Source organism: Kribbella sp. NPDC050470, assembly GCF_044458365.1.
Taxonomy (GTDB): Bacteria; Actinomycetota; Actinomycetes; order Propionibacteriales; family Kribbellaceae; genus Kribbella.
Genome location: NZ_JBITHV010000001.1, coordinates 937,312 through 954,724, shown reverse-complemented (window position 1 = coordinate 954,724; position 17,413 = coordinate 937,312). Strand labels below are relative to the sequence as shown.

The window sequence follows — 17,413 nt, the reverse complement described above, 5'->3', positions numbered from 1 at the left end:
GCCGCGTCCCCACCGCCCCGACCGACGAACCATGAACCAGAAGATGGTCAACATTCAGTTGCCGCAAGCTGGTCAGTTTTCGGCTGCCGTTGACACGATTGAGAGGCCCGGAGTGTGCGACCGCGCAGTTCAGCTTCGACGTGGGACGGGCACCTGCCGCACATCGAGGTCTACGGCACCGAGGGAAACGCTCCCTGGCCAACTGGCCACTGCCATCGACGGCGATCCGCACCTGCTCGCGTCCGCCCTCGCTCGCCTAGGTGTCAGGGAGCAGGCGGGGCGACCTCGAAGTGTTTTGACTGTCGAGGCGCGCTCGAGGAGATAGTCGTCGTCGGGGTAGTACTTCGCCTTCTCGGTGGGCACGAAGCCTCGGCACATCCGCGCGATCATCCGCTCAGCCCAGCTACGCAGATCAGGGAGCCGCCGACCGCGGCGCCGGCTGTGGCCAGCGCGGACACTGAGCGGCCTTGTGCGGGGACGTAGGACGATCGGCTGAGGTCGGGGCGCGCTAGCTGCGTGACGGGTCCAGCATGATCGCGATTGTGTGGTCTCCGTTCAGGGAGGCCGGTACGACGAATTCCGTGCCCGGTCTGCCGTCAAGCTCGAACGAGCGGATGACGTTGCCCTCACCGCGAAGTGTCACCGTCAGGCCGGCGTCGCGATACCGCAAGCCGCTCAGCGTGACATCGCCCCAGCCAGGCGGGAGCGACGGCGCCAAGGTGAGGCCGCGGTCGTCGAACGTCATCCCGAACAGCCCGGTGTGCATCATGTCGATAAATGCTGTCGCCGACCAGGTCTGGTCGGGCTGCGAGTCCCAGCCACGTTTCAGGACGCCCGTCGCACCCTGGTAGCCGCCTTCGACGGCCCCGGTGTTCCCGTCGTAGATCTCCCAGAACCCGCCGCTGTTCCGGACCAGTTTCGCGAGCAGCCCGGTCTCCGTCGCGAACCCCTCTACATCGCCGTGCTTGGCCAGGCCCTTCGCCCAGAGTCCTTGCACCAGCGGCCAGACGATCGCGTTGTGCCGTCCAGGCTCGGCGTTGGAGTACCTGTCCCAGTGCGGATACGTGTCGGGCATCCCCCACGTCATCCGCTGCGCATTCGAGATCAGGGAACTGGCTTGCGCGGCGTCGGCGATTCCGAAGATCAGGGTGAACGCCAGCCCCGTACCTTCCTGGTACGCGCCCGGAGTCCCGTCGGCCGTGAGCTCGTAGTCGTAGCTTCCGGTCCGTGGATTCCAGAAGTGTTGGTTGATGGCCTGCTTGATCGCCGCCGCCTTGGCGCGGTGGCCGTCGGCCGGCCGGCCGAGTGTGTCTGCCATCGAGGTCGCGCAGGTGTAGGCCGCGTAGTACAGCGCGTTGGTGCTGAGGTACATGGCCGAAACGACATCCGGGTACGACGTACTCTCGCTCCCCCGCGACTCGCCCCCGTACGCCGTCGGCGCCGGGAATCCGGACACGCCGTCGTTGAAGAACGACGGGCCGGTGAACAGGCCGTAGTGCGCATCGGGGCCGAAGACCGCGGCTTGCTCGCGGAGGGCGAGGGTGTTTGTGACGACGTCGAACGCACTCTGCAGGAAGTCCCGGTCGCCGGTCACCAGATAGTGGTGCCAAGCGCCGACGGTCCACACCACCTGATCCCACTGCTGGCTGTCCTGCTGCAGCCTGAGCTTGCCTCCGGCATCCTTCTCGACCACCGCCCACAGCGTGTTCGCGGCCAAGGCCGGCGCCAGCAGACTGGTGGCGTTCCAGCTGTTGATCGTCGCGTCCCGGGTCCAGGGCTGCTCGTAACCACCACCAGCGCGGACCATGCCGACCGCTGGATTCATCAGCCCGCTCCTGGCGTGAATCTCGCCGAACGGAACGGTGTTGGTTCCCAGCAGGTTCTCGAGCGCCGCCTCGTATGTCGCCCCGTACAGCGCCTGGCTCTCCGGATCCTCGAACCGCAGCGCCGGCCGCGAGTCTGTCGTGGTCATCAGCTCATTCCATCAGACCCGCCGACCAAGGCACCAACTTGTACACACTGTCCCCAAGGGATGGACCTCGACATCGACCGGATCCCAGCCGGCGTCCAATGCCTTTCGCGCCGCAAGTCGTTCCAGCCCTCGCAGCGGATGTTGCCTATGGCCGACACCGGAAAGGACCGACGAGAGGTACGAGCTGTGGCTCGACGGCGATCTCGTCGGCCGCGGCCCGTCGCGGGGAGAGGTCGGCCACGGTCCTTCGAGAGCTACCGCCTGCGGTTGCCGGCCGGCGGGCACTGGCTTGCCGCCCGCGTGAAAAGGCGATGGGTGTGGCTGTGGGGCCAGGCACGTCTATGACGGCCGTACGATCTCCTGGGGTTGGCAGACCGGCGCGGACCGCCTCGACTGGCCGGCCGCCGCGGCCGGCGATCTCGGGCGTGGGCGCGACAGTGCTCGTCCGAGCGAAGGGCTGCGGTTGCTCGTACCGGCTCGCTTGCCTGCCCCCGGGCAGCGATGGGCAGCGGGTGCGCGGGTCCGCCACGTCGCGGACCATCCGGCAGGCGAGCCGACGCGTCACCGCGTGGTGCATCCGGCGGACCACCTGGACGGTGAGGCCGGCAAGTGGCAGAGGTTGCTCGGCGGTACTGCGTTGGTGCTGCCGGCTGGGACCTGCCGACGGGTGTTGATCGACCTCGACCAGTACGTCTGCGCGTACCCCGTCCTCGACCTCGAAGGGGGACGCGATGCCGAAGTACGGGTGCATTGGCAGGAGTCGCTGTACGAGACGGACCCCGAAGCAGGTAAGGGACATCGCGACGTTGTCGCAGGCAAGCTGTTCGGCCGCCCGGGGCTCGAGGAAGATGGCATCGGCGACCTCTTCATCGCTGGCGGCGGTGAAGAGCAGCACAGCACACTGTGGTGGCAGTCCGGCCGCTACGTCGAGGTTCTCCTCACCACAGCGGCCGAACCGTTCCGGACGCTGCAGGCGTGCAGCCACAAGACGACCATGGACTGCCCCTACTACGAGCAGCGTCAATGCGCTGGCGACACCCGCCTGCAGTGCCTGGTCGCGTACGCCACCACTGGCGACGACGCTCTCGCCCGGCAGGCTCTGCGCGCTTTCGCTCGCAGCCAGGAAGCCACCGGGCTGGTCGCGTCCCGGATGCCATCCCGCCAGGCGTCGCCTATCCCACCGTTCACGCTGTGGTGGGTCGCGATGGTGCACGACTTCGCCCTGTGGCGCGGCGATCGGGCGTTCGTCGCCGAGCTGATGCCGGGAGTCCGCGCAGCGCGGCGACCTCACCTGACCAAGCCGGGTGTCGCGGCCGGTGACAGCGTGATGGCGGGTTATCGCTTCAATGCGAACCAGCGCAAAGCCCCAGCTCAGCACAGTAGTCGTTACCCTCGGCACACATCCAGGGTCTCTTACGGGCGGCTGATTGCCTCGACTGTGTCGGAGATTTGCTCGCCGGGGAGGCCGAAGGGGGCGACGAGGGCAAGATCGTCGGAGTGTTTGAGCCAGGCCCGCGTGAGCTCGGGTGCCTCGTCGTAGGTACCAAAGAACAGCACGTCGTGTGCCAGCCGCTCGGCCGCGGCCGGTAGGTAGGCGTCGCGCGGGTCGGGGTTGGAGTCCAGGAGGGCGTCGAGCTCGTGCTGGTAACCGTGCTCGCGCAGCATCTTCGGGTACAGCGGCCCCATCCGGGTGGCGTAGGTGACCAGCCAGCGCGCGGCGATGCGCGCCGCACCATCGCGATCCGGGGCGAGGGCGAGCGGGACGGAGGCGGTGACAGTGGCGGCGTCGGTGCGACCCGAACTGGCCGCGGCCTCGGCCATGAGTTCGCGACCAGCATCAAGGGCCGCGGGTGGAAGCAGGAACGGCAGCCACTGCTCTGCCAGGGCGCCGGCCAATCGGATGCTAGGTGTGGTGATCGCGGCCAGCGCGATCGGCACCGGTACCGCCGGCGGGCAGCCCAGCCGCAGCGGCCGGACACCGTCTTGCAGCGCTGGGAGCCGCCCACCGCCGAGCAGCGTACGGACCGCTACAAGGCTGTCGCGCAGCTTCCGCAGCGGCGCCTGCCACGGCTGCCCATGGAAGCCCTCGGTGATCGGCGCGGTGCTGGCGCCCAGGCCGAGGACGAACCGGCCCCCGGAAGAGCGCTGCAGCTCGGCGGCGGTGAGTGCGAGCGTGGCCGGGGTGCGACCCCACACCGACAGCACGCCAGTCACCAAACCGATCCGCTCGGTGCGCTCGGCAAGCCGGGCGAGCACGATCGGCGCGTCCAGCGTCATCGCCTCGGCGACCCCGACCGACTCAAGCCCCCGTTCCTCGGCCAGCACCGCCGCCCGTTCAATCACCTCGAACCGGTCCTCGAACGGAGTGAACGCGACGCCCACCGTACCCGTCATCTTTGGTCCCCCTTCGTGTCGGCCCCGCCCGGATGCGGGGCCGCGGTTGTCGACCGTGCGTGGCACGGCACCCCACCATCCTCATCGGTTCGGCGGAGGTGCGTCAGGCGTGGAACTACCCCAATCTCGACCCACCGCAGCCGGCCTCGTGCTGGTGTCAGGAAGTGACTTGCAAGAGGCTGTATGCAGGACATCTGGCGAAGGGAGGAGCCAATTGGAACAACGGCTGGATTCGACCTGCCTGCCGAATGGAACGACAGTGGCGTATGCGGCCGCCGGAGCCGGGCCTCCACTGCTGTTCATCGGCGGTTGGCTCAGCCACCTCGAGCTCAGCTGGGCGCTGCCGGCCGAGCGCTACCTGTTCGAGGGACTCGCCCGGGGACGGACCGTGCTCCGCTACGACCGGCCCGGGTGCGGGCTGTCCGATCGCGCCGCGCCCGCGGGCGCTTCCCTCGAATCGGAGCTGGACAGCCTTGACGCAGTCGTCGCCGCGTCCGGCGTGGACAGGTACGAGGTGATGGGCAGCTCACTCGGCGTACCGATCGCGATCGAGTGGGCAGCGCGACACCCCACCGAGGTCGACCGCCTCGTGCTGTACGGCGGGTGGGCGCGCGGCGTGGACATCGGTCCCGTGCCGGTACGCGAGCACGTCGTCGGCCTGGTGCGCAGCCACTGGGGACTAGGCGCCGATGTGCTGACCGACATCTTCGCGCCGGAGGCGTCGACCGGCACCCGGTCGGCGCTCGCCGCCTACCAACGGCAAGCGTCCTCGGCCGCAACCGCCGCGGACCTGTTGACACTTTGCTACCGCATCGACGTTACCGGCAGCCTGGCGAACGTGCGTGCCCCCACGCTCGTCGTGCACCGAGAACACGACCGCGCCGCCCCGCTCGACCAGGCCCGGCTGATCGCTGCCGGGATCCCAGCGGCGACGCTTCGCATCCTGCCTGGACGCTCGCATCTGCCCTACATCGGCGACGCCGACGCCCTCCTCACCGTGATCCGAGACTTCCTCGGCCTCCCCGCGCTGCGCGGCGCAACTGCTCCGCACCTAACCGCCCGCCAGGGACAGGTCGCAGCCCTGGTCACGCAAGGGCTCACCAACCGCGAGATCGGCGAACAACTCGGCATCGACGAACGGTCCGCCGAAGGACACATCGAACGCATCCGCATCCGGCTCGGAGTCCGCTCGCGAGCCCAGATCGCCGCCTGGTGGGTGGCCACGAATTCCTGATCGACTCGAGCCGTTGCGCGCGGGAGCCGACTGGGATCGATTGGCCGACCAGAGATCAGTGGCGGGGTCGCAGGCGGCGACGGCCAATTGGTCTACGAAGTCGTTCATCCGGTTGCCGGAGTGGCCCTTCACCCAGTGGAAGGCGACATCGCCGCGCTCGGTCACCAGCGCCGCGAGCGGCTCCCACAGGTCTCTGTTGGCGACCGCCTTCTTTGCCGAAGTGAGCCAGCCGCGGTCGAGCCACCCTTCGTACCACCGGTCGCGGAAGCAGTTGACGACGTACGTCGAGTCGGACACGACCAGCAGCGGACCGTCGTTCGCCCGGATGGCTTCGAGCGCAGCGCGGATCTCCATCCGCTGGTTCGTCGAGACAGCCTCATGACCGGAGGCGTACTCGGTCGTCGACGCCGCCCAGGCCCAGCCTGACCAGGGCGTCTTCGGCATGGGCAACGGCCTGACGTCCGGCACGGTGATCGCCGGCCTGCCGATGGATCGCGGCATGTCTCGCATGGCCGAGGGAAGCGAGCACCGATCACGTCTGGCAATCGGCAATCGACGCGCGACGTCGTTGGCGGCCAACGCGTCCACGGGGCTGGCCGTGGCGGTACAGGCTGCCGGTGTGGGACCCGGGCTCCAAACCCACGCGCTGCAGCCTTAGCGAGGGAGCCTCGAAGCCAGATGTACCTGCAGCAACGCCGCCGACAGCGCAGGCCCTCCCCGCAGTGGGTCGTCGCCCTCGCAGTCAATCTGTCGGCTTCGGCGGTAGTGAGTACTTCGCCGCCCGTAGGGCGTCCAGACGGCTCTGGTCACCCCGGCGCGCGCTCGTCTTGTGTCCCACAGCACTTCTTCCCTGAGAACCCGGCTTCGGTCTGGGCTTCGACCAAGTCAGGACCGGCCTGGGCGACGAGCGGAAACCGTTGCTCGTCAACGACTTCGGCCAGCTGGCCGGCACCGGCGAGGCGATCAGCCCGCGCCCGGTTTGCGCTGGGATCTGAGGCGAAACTGGACCAATCCCGACCCGCTACCACCCACGCTCCGGAGGCGGTACCCCTTCGGAACTTCGTCGACGTTGATGCCTTGGTCCACAATTGTCGAGTCCCGTAACGGCGCAGACAGTACATGAACACTGCCCAGGGCAGCTCGGTTCACCGGCGTGGCTTTACTCGCTTGGTCGGGATGGCAGTGAGTGGATCTTCCGGCCACGGATGGCGGGGGTAGCGGGCTCGCAGGTCGGCTCGGACCTGGGGATAGCCCTGCTTCCAGAAAGAGGCGAGGTCGCTCGTGATCGCGACCGGGCGCCGGGCGGGCGACAGTAGGTGCAGAACGACTGGGACCCGACCGTCCGCGACGGCCGGAGTGGCAGTCCAGCCGAACACCTCCTGCAGCTTCACAGCGAGGACCGGCGGCTCGACACCGTCGTACGCGAGTCGCACCTCGGAGCCCGATGGGACCTGGAGCCGTTCCGGTGCGAGTTCGCTGAACCGGGTTGCTGCGGGCCATGGCAAGAGTCGCCGGAGCGCCGAAGCCACGTCGATGTGGGCAAGGTCGCGCGCGCCTCGCACCGAGGCAAGCTCGGTGCCCAGCCATTCGTCGAGACCTGCCAGCAGTGCGTCGTCGTCGACCGCGGGCCACGGCGCTCCGAGGTGGGCGTGGCAGAACGCGAGCCGCTCCCGCAAGGCGAGTGCGGCCTCCGACCAGCGCAGTACGGACAGACCGCTGTGCCGGATACCGTCGCGGACGGCCGCTTGGACGAGCAGCGGGTCGGGCTTTGCCAGCGGGACATCGTTGAGCACGATCGCGCCGAGTGCTTCGACGCGCCGCGTCACGATCCGGCCGTAGTCCCAGCGGATCTCGTCGGTGGTCGACACGAGGTCGCCTGCGATATCTCGCGCGGTCTGCTCATCGATCGGCGCCGCGGAACGGATCCTGGCGTCGGCGCGACCGGGTGCCCGGTCAGCGACCGCGATCGCTAGCCAGGTCGTGGTCCGCAACGGCGATTGCGGATCCAGCGCAGCACCTGTACCACCAGACATCTGGTACGTCGCCGAGTCGATCCCCCGGACCCGCGCAATCCGATCCGGATACGCCAGCCCCACCACAACGCCCACCGCAAGATCATCCGGGACTGCGCGCGTCCCCCGACCAGCCCGCCCATCGACCGCCGGCCGCACTCCGTCTCCACCCAACGGGTCGCCGGTCATGCCTCGGCCGAGACGCTTTGTTTCTTCTCGCCAGCGGGCCGTGGCGCCGCGGTCCTCGCCACGGCGGAGGGCTCGCCAGCGGGCCGGTAGATCATCGCCGAAATCGCGGCCGGAGTCGTCCGAGAGCATCGCGACGACCTCGCGTGCCCGGTCGGCGCCGACCCGCGGCGTCCCGTCCAGCAACGCGCGAGCCAACCGAGGATGCGCCCCGATCGCCGCCATCCGCCGTCCCCGCTCGGTGATCCGGCCGCCGTCGTCAAGGGCATCGAGGCGGCGCAGCAATTCGGTGGCGGCGGTCATCGCCACCACCGGCGGCGCCTCGAGCAAGGTCAGACCGTCACCAGCAGGCGCACCCCACGCCGCGAGGTCGAGGGCGAAGGCCGCCAGATCGGCGATCGCGATCTCCGGCGCCGCGTGATCGTCGAGATGCGAGTGGTCGGTGGCAGACCAGCACCGATAGACCCGGCCGGGCGCCTCCCGCCCGGCGCGACCCGCTCGCTGGTCGGCCGACGATCTCGAAACCCGGCAAGTGACCAACGCACCGAGGCCACGAGATTGATCGGTCCGCGGCTCCCGGGCAAGACCCGAGTCGACCACGACCCTCACCCCGGGCACAGTCAGCGAACTCTCCGCGACCGACGTCGTGACCACGATCCGACGAGCGGCGGCCGGCCTCAACGCGCGGTCCTGTTCAGCCCTTGACTGGCGACCGAACAACGGCAGGACATTGTGACCGGCCAACCGGCGAGTCACACCGTTGATCTCGGCTTCCCCCGGGACGAACACGAGGATGTCGCCGTCGTTCTCGGTCAGCGCACGCCGGACGACGGCCGCGACGTGATCCAGCAGGCGCGGATCGACCCGCCCACCGAGAAGCAGCGGCACGGGGACCGGCGGTGGGGCCCACTCGATCGCCACGTCGAACAGCGCCGCAGACGCGGTGATCACGGGCGCCGGTGCGTCCGTGCCCAACGCGCGACTCAGCCTGACCGTGTCCGCCGTGGCCGAGGTCGCAACGATCGCCAGGTCTTCCCGAAGATTCGCCCGAATGTCGATGCAGAATGCGAGCAGCAGATCGGCATCGAGGTGCCGCTCGTGGCACTCGTCGATCACAATCGCTGCGACACCCGGCAACTCGGGGTTCTGCTGCAGACGCCGTACGAGGAGCCCTGTCGTCACTACCTCGACACGGAGTCCTTGGCCACCGCTGCGTTCACCGCGCATCGCGTAGCCGATCCGCTGCCCGAGCGGTTCGCCGACCAGCATCGCCAGCCGCGCCGCAGCCGCGCGGGTTGCCATCCTTCGCGGCTCGGCGACGATGATCGTGCCCCCGAGCGCGTCGCCCAGCGCAAGCGGCAACAGCGAGGTCTTCCCCGATCCAGGCGGCGCAACCAACACCGCAGTACCGCGCGAACGCACCGCATCGACCGTGGCAGGAAGAACCGCCCGTACAGGCAGATCCGCCCCCAGCACCGACAATTCAGGCAGCAACACGCCCCGACGCTAGCCGACCGCCACCACGCCTCATCCAATGGATCGCTTGGATGACCGACGCGTACGACGTTGTTGCGAGGATGTCCGACCGGATCGGGACGCGGAAGTGAGGTCCTAGCGGCTGTGGTTGTGCATGACGTGTTTGGTGCGGGAGAAGTCGTCGAGGGCGTAGATGGACAGGTCGCGGCCGTAGCCGGAGCCCTTGAATCCGCCCCACGGCACCTCGTTGGCCAGCACGAGGTGCGAGTTGACCCAGACCGTGCCGGCATCGAGTCGTGCTGCGACGTCATGGCTGCGGCGGGCGTTCTCGGTCCAGACGGAGGCTGACAATCCCAGCGGTACGTCGTTCGCGCGGCGGACTGCCTCGTCCTCGTCGGAGAACCTTTCGACGGTCACGACGGGACCGAAGATCTCCTCCCGGGTGCACTCGTCACCCTCGGGTACGTCGACCAGCACGGTCGGCGCCACGAAGTACCCGGAACCGTCGATCGCGGTCCCTCCGATAGCGACCCGGATCCCCCGCTCGGCGGCCCGGTCGAGATAGCCCATGACCCGGTTGAAGTGCGCGTCGGACACCAGCGGCCCGACTTCGACGTCGTCACCGGCCGCCGGCTCGCCGACGACCAGGCCCTCCACTTCGGCGACCAGGTTCTTGACGAACTCGTCCGCAACCGACGCGTGCACCAGCACGCGGCAGGCCGCGCCACACTCTTGGCCGGAGTTCCAGTAGCCGGCCACGCGCAGCGAGGCCGCCGCCGCCTTGAGGTCGGCGTCCTCGAAGATGACGACGGGCGCCTTCCCGCCGAGTTCGAGGTGCACCCGCTTGAGGGTGTCGGCGGCGCTGCGAGCGACTGCCTGGCCGCTCCGGACCGACCCGGTGAGGGCGATCATGGCGATGTCGGGGTGGGCAGCCAGGCGAGCGCCGGCCACGGGCCCGCGACCGGTGACGACATTCAGCACACCGGGTGGCAGAAGGTCGGCCACCAGTTCGGCGAACTTCAGTGTCGTCAGCGGGGTCTGCTCGGACGGTTTGATGACCACGGTGTTCCCGGCTGCCAGGATCGGTGCGATCTTCCAGGCGGCCATCAGCAGCGGGTAGTTCCACGGCGTGATCACGCCGATCACTCCGAGCGGCTCGCGCAGAATGACCGACAGATGGTTCTCGGCGTAGTCCCCCGCCGCCATGGTCGTGGTGGCGCGGAGCGCACCGGCCATGAAGCGGAAGGTGTCGATGGTGCCGTCGACGTCCTCCTGCGACACCGCAAGTGGCTTGCCCGTGTTGGCCGACTCCAGCCGCACCAGCAGATCAGCGTTGTCGGCCAGTCGGTCCGCGATCCGGTGCAGGACCTCGGACCGGGCTTTGGGCACAAGTCGCGCCCATTCCACCTGGGCAGTGACGGCGGCCGCCACCGCCTGGTCCACGTCCTCGGCGCTGCCGTCCGGGGTGTCGGCGATGACCTCCTCGGTGGACGGATCGACCACCGCGATCGTCTCGCCGGCCAGGCTGATCCGGAACGAGCCGTCGATGTAGTGCTGGGTCGGCGGTAGGTCGCTCGATTCGATCAAGGTCCCGGCTTGCTGCGCACGTCGTACCGTCGCGGCGCGGTCAGTGCTGATTGTCATGGGGAATCGCATCCATCCGTGGTCGAGGTCTAGACGGCCGCGGCCGGCTGCCGGAGGGCCGCGGTGAGCGAGGTGATCGTTGCCGCGGTCGAGGGGTCGAGGTCGAGCAACGGCGGGCGCGGGCTGCCCGCCGGGAAGCCGAGGGCGTTGAGGGCTGTCTTGACGGCGGGAATGAACGGCGCGTTCATGATCGCGTCCATCAAGGGGTAGATCTGCGCCCACTCGGACCGGGCCCGGTTGAGATCGCCCTCGGCCAGCGCGCGGTGGACGGAGACCAGCTCGGCGGCCATCACGTTGGCGGTTCCGGCCATGACGCCCGCGGCACCCTCGCTCAAGGCCGCCAGCAACAGGCTGTCCCATCCGACGAAGGTCGAGACGACGTCTCCGTGGTTGTGGATCAGCTGCCCTGCCTGCGCCAGATCGGCACTGGTGTCCTTGATGTACTGGATGTTGTCGACCTCCCGCGCCAGCCGGCCGACGGTCGCCGGGTCCAGGTTGATGCCGGTGGCAACGGGCAGGTTGTACAGCATGATCGGGATGTCGACGGCGCCGGCGACGGTCCGCAGGTACCGCAGCGTCTCGTCGAGGGTCAGCGGCTCGTAGTACGGGGTGACCACCATCAAGACGGAGGCCCCGGCCTTCTCCGCGTGCCGCGACAGTTCCACGGCTTCAGCAGTGCTGACCGCTCCGGTCTGGGCGACGACCGGGACCCGGCCGGCTGTCTGATCGATCACGGTTTCCACCACGAAGCGGCGCTCCGCCGCGCTCATCGCGGCGAACTCGCCGGTCGATCCACAGGCGACGACGCCGTGGACCCCGGCCTGGATGTTGCGGTCGACCAGTCGGCGCAGGTTGTCCTCGTCGATCTGTCCGGTCGAGGTGAACGGAGTGACGAGAGCCGAGAGGACTCCGCTCAGCTGTGCGGTCATGTCGTTGTCTCCTAGCGTCGTACTGCGGTCGACGTCGTCGACACGTGGCTTACGGATGGGCCGACGGGCGACGGATGGCGCGTGCCCTGCCTGTCCGTGGCGAGCAGGCTCTGGGCGTCCTGAGCTGCCGCGAGACCTGTGTGAATGGCCGTCTCGGTGTAGAGCGTCCCCAGGTAGTCGCCGGCCAGGAATACCCGGCCGCCCGTGCGGGTCAGCACCGGCTGCAGCTTGCCTCGCCCCGGGAAGCAGTACGGCGCACCGGTCGGCCACCGCTGCACCTCGGCCTCGACGACGTTGTCGGCGAAGTTGGGGAGCACCTGATCCAGGTCGTCGAGGTAGGTCTTACGGATCTCGTCGTCATCGAGCTCGAGAAGGTCGCGCGCGAGGCCGGCCGGGGAGAACGTCATGATGCTGCTCCCGGGGCGCCGCTCGGCCTCATAACCGCGGGCGATGTTGGACATGTTGAGCGCCACGTTGAACGAGCGCTTCGGGGTCGCAATGGCGTAGGCGTCGTCCCAGACCCGGCGCTCGGTCTCGTCGGTGAGGAAGGCCGCGCTCACGTAGGGCCCATAGACGACCTTCGACAGCGCGTCCCGGACATCGCGATCCAGGTCGACCCCGACGCGATGGCTCACCGTGGCCGGAGTGGCGAGCACGACGCAGCGAGCCTCGACCTCGTGCTCGACTCCGTGCTGCCGGTAGCGGACGAGCACGGAGTGCCGCTTCTGGATCACTTCCTCGACGGCCGCGCCGAGCTGAACGCGGTCCGCGAGCGCCGCGGCGATCCCTTCGGTCAGCGTCGACGGCCCGCCGAGGATGCTGCGGGACAGCCCGGCGCCGATGTTCCAGACCAGGCTGAAGTACCCGACGCCGGCGCCGGCGGAGATCTCGTGCAGGTCCGCGGCGGAGCGGGTGACCGTGGGCTTGAACAGCGCCTCGGCGTCCGGCGAGAGTTCCCCGATGAAGTCGGCGAAGCTGCGGTCGTTCATGAAGTCGTAGACCCGCTGCTGCCGTGCGGCCTCGTCCTCCCCGGTGCGGAGCTCGACGATCCTGGCGTACTTCGCGACCGCGAGCCTGACCTTGGCTCCGGCCCTCAACAGCGACAGCCGGGAGGGCCACGACATCGGGATCCGCAACGGGTAACCCTCCACGCGGCCGCTGAGCAGGAGCTTGCCGTTCATGGCCAGACCAGTGAGCGAACCGGGCACCGCGACCGAGTCGATCCCGGTGTCTCCCAGCAACCAGGCGGTCGACGAGTTGCCGCCGGCGTACACATGTCCGCCCCAGTTCAGCCAGTACTGGCCGCGGCGCTCGGACCGGATCCGCCCACCGACGCGGTGGCCGGCCTCGAGCAGCACCGTGTCCCAGTGCCGGAGGCGCCACCCGGCGGCCAAACCGGCGATTCCGCCTCCAACGATCACGACATCTCTCATGGAGGTGCCCTTCTACGCGATTCCCCGTGCCTGACTCGGCTAGGACCTCACCGTAGTTTGTGATCACAGATCACGCAAGAGTCGGAGACGCCGCGGCTCCGAGGTGTCTATCGTTGGGCTGTGACCCTTTCGAAGCGGCTCGAGCCGACCCTTCTGACGGACCAGGTGTACGCCGTTCTCCACGAGGCGATCATCACCGGCGAACTCCCCGCTGGGTCCCGCCTGCGGGTCCGGGACATCGCCGCGCAGGTCGGCACCAGCGTGATGCCCGTCCGCGAGGCGATCCGCCGTCTCGAAGAGGCGGGCCTGGCGCAGCGCGAGCCCCACAAGGGTGCGGTGGTGAAGGGCCTGACACTCCAGGAGCTCGTGCACGTGTACGGCGTACGCCGACTGCTCGAGGGCGAAGCCGCGCGGTTGGGCGCCGAGCAGATCAGTGCCGAAGACTGCGCCAGGATGCAGGCCGAGTACGACCTGATGGTCACCGCGATCACCGAACGGCGCGTGGTCGACATCCTCGACCACGACGAGGCGCTGCTGGAGATCCTCTACACCGCGTCCGGCAATCCCGTGCTGGTCAACATGATCCGGACCCTCTGGCAACACTGCCGCGCCTACAAGATCGTCGGCGCGCAGGGCACGCTGTACGCCGAAGGTGAGGACTCGCTGTGGCGCTACCAGAAGCGCCTCGTGGCCGCCGCGCGCAAGCAGGACGCCGAGACCGCGAGGTCGGTGTCGGACGCCTCCCTCGACAACGCGACCCTGCGCATCAAAGCCCTCCTGGCTGCCCAGGACGAGGAAGACAAGGCCGGCGTCGTCTAATCACTGTGGTCGCATCACTGGATGCGAGCTGTCGCCGACTGCTCCCCGGCTGAGTCAAAAGAAAGTATCGTCGCATCGTGGTCGCGCCCGTCTCTCAACTCGCTCCCGACGAACGCACGGCCCTGCTGCGCACTGCCCGGTCGCGAACGACGCCGCAAGGTCTGGCGATCCGGGCTGGACTCGTCGTCGACTGCGCCGATTTCGGCCTGGCCGAAGCTGCCCGCCGATCGTCGGTCAGCCGGGCGACGGCTGCGAAATGGTGGCAGCGCTATCGCGACGGCGGCATCGACGGCCTCGACGACGCCACTCGCAGCGGTCGCCCACCGGCCGCGGACGACGTGATCCTCGACGTCCTCGGCTGCGCACTCGACACGCCGCCGGCAGGAGCCAAGCGATGGACGACTCGCGCCGTTGCCGAAGCCACAGGCACCAGCCAAGCCACCGTGAGCCGGATCCGGCGCCGCTACTTTTCTCGCCTCGACCCGGCGCCAGTCGAGGTGCTGCCGCCGTCGACGCTCGTCTATCTCGACGTCCACCGGGCCGGTTGCGTCCTCGGGTTTCATCCGCTGAGCGAGCCGTCGCCCAGCCGCCCACCGGGAGTCCGGCTGGATGCCATGGAGACCGTCCTGTGCGCCACCCTTCTGTCCGGGCGGATCGCCGGTCACGGACCGGCGCGGGCGGGCGCCGGTGAGCGCGCGATCGCCATACTTCGGCGGGCAGCCGAACGGCTCCCGTCAGTGCGGCCCATCACACTGTTCGTCGACGTGGAACTCACCGCGTCAGCGCACCTGTGGCTGGCAGGCAACCCCGACTTCACGGCGTACTCATTCACCGGCGAGCACTGGCTCGGCCTGCTGCATCGCGTCGCTGACGCAGTCGATCCGACGCAACTCGACGAGCTCCGGGAAATCCAGCGCCTCGTTCGTGTCGCACGCAGCGAGGGCGCCCGCCAGTTCACGTGGTCGCGCGCACCCGAGGCCTCGTCTCTCGCCGGCACCGCCCAGACCGAGCCCCCGGCCGGGGATCTGACGCATGTGGTCCGCGGCATCTGCGCCGCAGTCAGCACAGGCGAACTGCGTGCCGGCGAGGTCATCTCGGTACGGCGCATCGCCGAACTGTCGGCCGTCTCGTCCGGACGCGCCTCGAATGCCCTTGCGCAATTGGCCGAGGAAGCGCTGATCGACAAGCGCAGTGGCCGGTACCGACTCCCGGTTCCCACGCCCCGGGACGTGGTCGAGACCTACACGGCACGCGGCCTGCTCGGCACGGCGATCGCGCGTCGTCTCGCGTCCGTGGACCATCCGCTGCCGCCGGGTGTCGACGACCACTACGCCGGTCTGGTCCGATGCGACCAGCTCGAGCTCGTCCTCGAGGCCGGCGCCATCGACCTGGACCTGCAGGACGAGCTGGCACAGGCGGCGGCCATGCCGCGGGTGGGGTGGATGTTCATCCGCCTGACCCTCCAGCTGCGCATCTTCATCACCATCTTCGGGTTGAGCTACCGCTACCCCACCGGCGAGATCCTCGCCGACGACCGGCGGATCCTGGACGAGATCCGCCATCGCGATCCGGACGCCGCCGTCGCGGCCTGGCGCAGCAAGATCGACAACTGCGCCCACTTCATGCTCACCCATCTGTCGGCCATCCGGTGATCGATCGCCGGTCACGAACTTCTGACTCGAACCGCTGAGCTCTCCTGAACTCTGGACGCCCTTTCCGTGCCGGTTGCACGCTGCCGGGCAAGTCCGACGACGGGAGTGAACGATGGCATCTCTGGACAACAAAGCTGAAAGTTCGCCCCACAGCGACGCGGCGTTCAAGCGCCGCTTCATGCGAAGGCTGACCGGCGTCCTGCTCGGTGGGATGTTCCTCGACGGGTACATCCTCGGCGTGATCGGTCCGGTGGCCGGCGAGATGGAGGCCGACCTGCACCTGTCGGCGATGTGGGTCGGCCTGATCGCCGCCGCCCCGCTGTTCGGCATCTTCATCGGTTCGCCGCTCGGCGGCTGGGCGACCGACAAATGGGGCCGCAAACCGATGTTCCTCGTGGACATGGGATTGTTCGTCTGCGCTTCGGCACTCCAGTTCGCCGTCTCGTCGGCGCAGTTCTTCGTCGACTCCGCCGTACAGCTGTTCGTCGTCCGGTTGCTGATGGGCGTCGCCATCGGCGGTGAGTACTCCATCGGCTGGCCGCTGATGTCGGAGTTCTCCCCCGCCCGCCTCCGCGGCCGGCTGCTCGGCGCCACCGTGGTCGCCTGGTACGCGGGCTTCATGGTCGCCTTCATCGTGGGCCACGTGCTGATCACGTCGACCGACCTGGGCTGGCGACCCATCCTGGGATCGAGCACGTTGATCGCGGTGATCCTGTTCATCGCCCGGCTCGGTCTGCCCGAGTCGCCACACTGGTTGCTGAACAAGGGGCGCCGGAGGGAAGCTCTCGACATCGCGGGCCGGTATATGGAGAGCTCGGCAGATGTGGCCGACGTCAAGCGGGAAGAGTCCCACCAGCAGGCGGCCAACGGGAGTCTGATGAGCCTGTTCTCCGCCCAGAACTGGCGGGCGACGCTGTTCACCTCGGGCTTCTGGTTCTGCGCGGTCACGCCGTACTTCGCGATCGCCACCTTCGCCGACAGCGTGCTCGAGAAGTACGGCCTCAGCGGGAACCTCACCGGCGGAGTCGCGCTCTCCGCACTCGCTCTGGCAGGCGTCGTCGTCACCGTCCTGCTGATCGACAAGGTCGGCCGCCGGGCTCTCACCGTCCCACCGCAGTGGCTGTGCACTGTTCTTCTCGCGGTCATCGCCCTCTGGGCAGGCGCGCCGCCGTTCGTCGTACTCGCGTTGTTCCTGGTCTTCTCGTTCTTCAACGCGATGTACAACACGCTGACGAGCGTCTACCCGGGAGAGGTCTTCCCGACCGAGGTCCGCGGGATCGGGACCGGCTTCGCGGCCGCCGTCAGCCGGATCGGCGCCGGCCTCGGCACGTTCCTGCTGCCGGTGTCGATGTCAGCCCTCGGGATCGGCCCGAGCATGCTGATCGCAGCCGGCATCGCGGCCCTCGGCGCCGCGTTGTCCCAGTGGCTGGCCCCGGAGACGAAGGGCAAGAGCCTCAGCGAGACAGCCGCGGTGTACTCGCACTAGCCGGGCGCCACAACGGCCCCGCCCCTCTCTGGGGTCGGGGCCGTTCGCACGCCTGCCCGCGCTGCAACGGACCAATCTAAAAGAAACCGCGGTGAACGCTTGTGAGATCTGTGATCACATCCTATGGTCTTGCCCTGAGACCCGCATCACAGGTCCGACGACGTTCCAGTGATGTG

General features: G+C 68.6%; 11 protein-coding genes and 2 pseudogenes. 6 read left to right on the top strand and 7 right to left on the bottom strand.

What is annotated here, in order from left to right:
* Positions 1-508: 508 nt before the first annotated feature.
* Positions 509-1,972 (bottom strand): MGH1-like glycoside hydrolase domain-containing protein, encoded by a 1,464-nt coding sequence (locus ACIBGM_RS04530; RefSeq protein ID WP_396384481.1) that lies wholly within the window; start codon positions 1,970-1,972, stop codon positions 509-511.
* 568 nt (positions 1,973-2,540) lie between these two features.
* Here ACIBGM_RS04530 and ACIBGM_RS04525 point away from each other — a divergent pair.
* Positions 2,541-3,215: pseudogene (locus tag ACIBGM_RS04525) on the top strand (hypothetical protein); the annotation flags it as partial.
* A gap of 170 nt (positions 3,216-3,385) precedes the next feature.
* Here ACIBGM_RS04525 and ACIBGM_RS04520 read toward each other — a convergent pair.
* A complete protein-coding gene (locus ACIBGM_RS04520) occupies positions 3,386-4,366 on the bottom strand; it encodes an LLM class flavin-dependent oxidoreductase (RefSeq protein ID WP_360536177.1) in 981 nt (326 codons plus the stop codon).
* 259 nt (positions 4,367-4,625) lie between these two features.
* Between ACIBGM_RS04520 and ACIBGM_RS04515 the strand changes: the two genes are divergently transcribed.
* Entirely contained in the window at positions 4,626-5,600 is a 975-nt protein-coding gene (locus tag ACIBGM_RS04515; protein ID WP_360536217.1) for an alpha/beta fold hydrolase, read from the top strand.
* Between the two features lie 129 nt (positions 5,601-5,729).
* On the opposite strand, the pseudogene ACIBGM_RS04510 reads toward ACIBGM_RS04515, so the two are convergent.
* Positions 5,730-5,954: pseudogene (locus ACIBGM_RS04510) on the bottom strand (RNase H family protein); the annotation flags it as partial.
* 88 nt (positions 5,955-6,042) lie between these two features.
* On the opposite strand from ACIBGM_RS04510, the gene ACIBGM_RS04505 reads away from it, so the two are divergent.
* The gene (locus tag ACIBGM_RS04505; protein ID WP_360536175.1) at positions 6,043-6,258 is read left to right on the top strand and encodes a hypothetical protein; all 216 of its coding nucleotides are present in this window, start codon (positions 6,043-6,045) and stop codon (positions 6,256-6,258) included.
* A 487-nt stretch (positions 6,259-6,745) separates the two neighbouring features.
* Here the strand turns inward: ACIBGM_RS04505 and hrpB are convergent, their stop codons facing one another.
* The 4 genes from hrpB to ACIBGM_RS04485 all read right to left on the bottom strand — a co-directional run bounded on the left by hrpB (position 6,746) and on the right by ACIBGM_RS04485 (position 13,280).
* Positions 6,746-9,295 (bottom strand): ATP-dependent helicase HrpB, encoded by a 2,550-nt coding sequence (gene hrpB / locus ACIBGM_RS04500; RefSeq protein WP_396384480.1) that lies wholly within the window; start codon positions 9,293-9,295, stop codon positions 6,746-6,748.
* Between the two features lie 114 nt (positions 9,296-9,409).
* Positions 9,410-10,918, bottom strand: a complete 1,509-nt coding sequence (locus ACIBGM_RS04495) for an aminobutyraldehyde dehydrogenase (RefSeq protein ID WP_396384479.1) — start codon at positions 10,916-10,918, stop codon at positions 9,410-9,412.
* A 29-nt stretch (positions 10,919-10,947) separates the two neighbouring features.
* Positions 10,948-11,847: a 4-hydroxy-tetrahydrodipicolinate synthase gene (gene dapA, locus ACIBGM_RS04490; protein ID WP_360536171.1), complete on the bottom strand. Its 900-nt coding sequence runs from the start codon at positions 11,845-11,847 to the stop codon at positions 10,948-10,950.
* Positions 11,848-11,858: 11 nt separating this feature from the next.
* Complete coding sequence (locus ACIBGM_RS04485) at positions 11,859-13,280, bottom strand: NAD(P)/FAD-dependent oxidoreductase (protein WP_396384478.1); 1,422 nt, start codon at positions 13,278-13,280, stop codon at positions 11,859-11,861.
* A gap of 120 nt (positions 13,281-13,400) precedes the next feature.
* Here ACIBGM_RS04485 and ACIBGM_RS04480 point away from each other — a divergent pair, with 120 nt between their 5' ends.
* The 3 genes from ACIBGM_RS04480 (at position 13,401) to ACIBGM_RS04470 (ending at position 17,237) form a co-directional block, all read left to right on the top strand.
* Positions 13,401-14,099, top strand: a complete 699-nt coding sequence (locus tag ACIBGM_RS04480) for a GntR family transcriptional regulator (protein WP_360536167.1) — start codon at positions 13,401-13,403, stop codon at positions 14,097-14,099.
* A 77-nt stretch (positions 14,100-14,176) separates the two neighbouring features.
* Positions 14,177-15,751 (top strand): helix-turn-helix domain-containing protein, encoded by a 1,575-nt coding sequence (locus tag ACIBGM_RS04475; protein ID WP_396384477.1) that lies wholly within the window; start codon positions 14,177-14,179, stop codon positions 15,749-15,751.
* 178 nt (positions 15,752-15,929) lie between these two features.
* Positions 15,930-17,237, top strand: a complete 1,308-nt coding sequence (locus ACIBGM_RS04470; protein WP_396384476.1) for an MFS transporter — start codon at positions 15,930-15,932, stop codon at positions 17,235-17,237.
* Positions 17,238-17,413 lie beyond the last annotated feature (176 nt).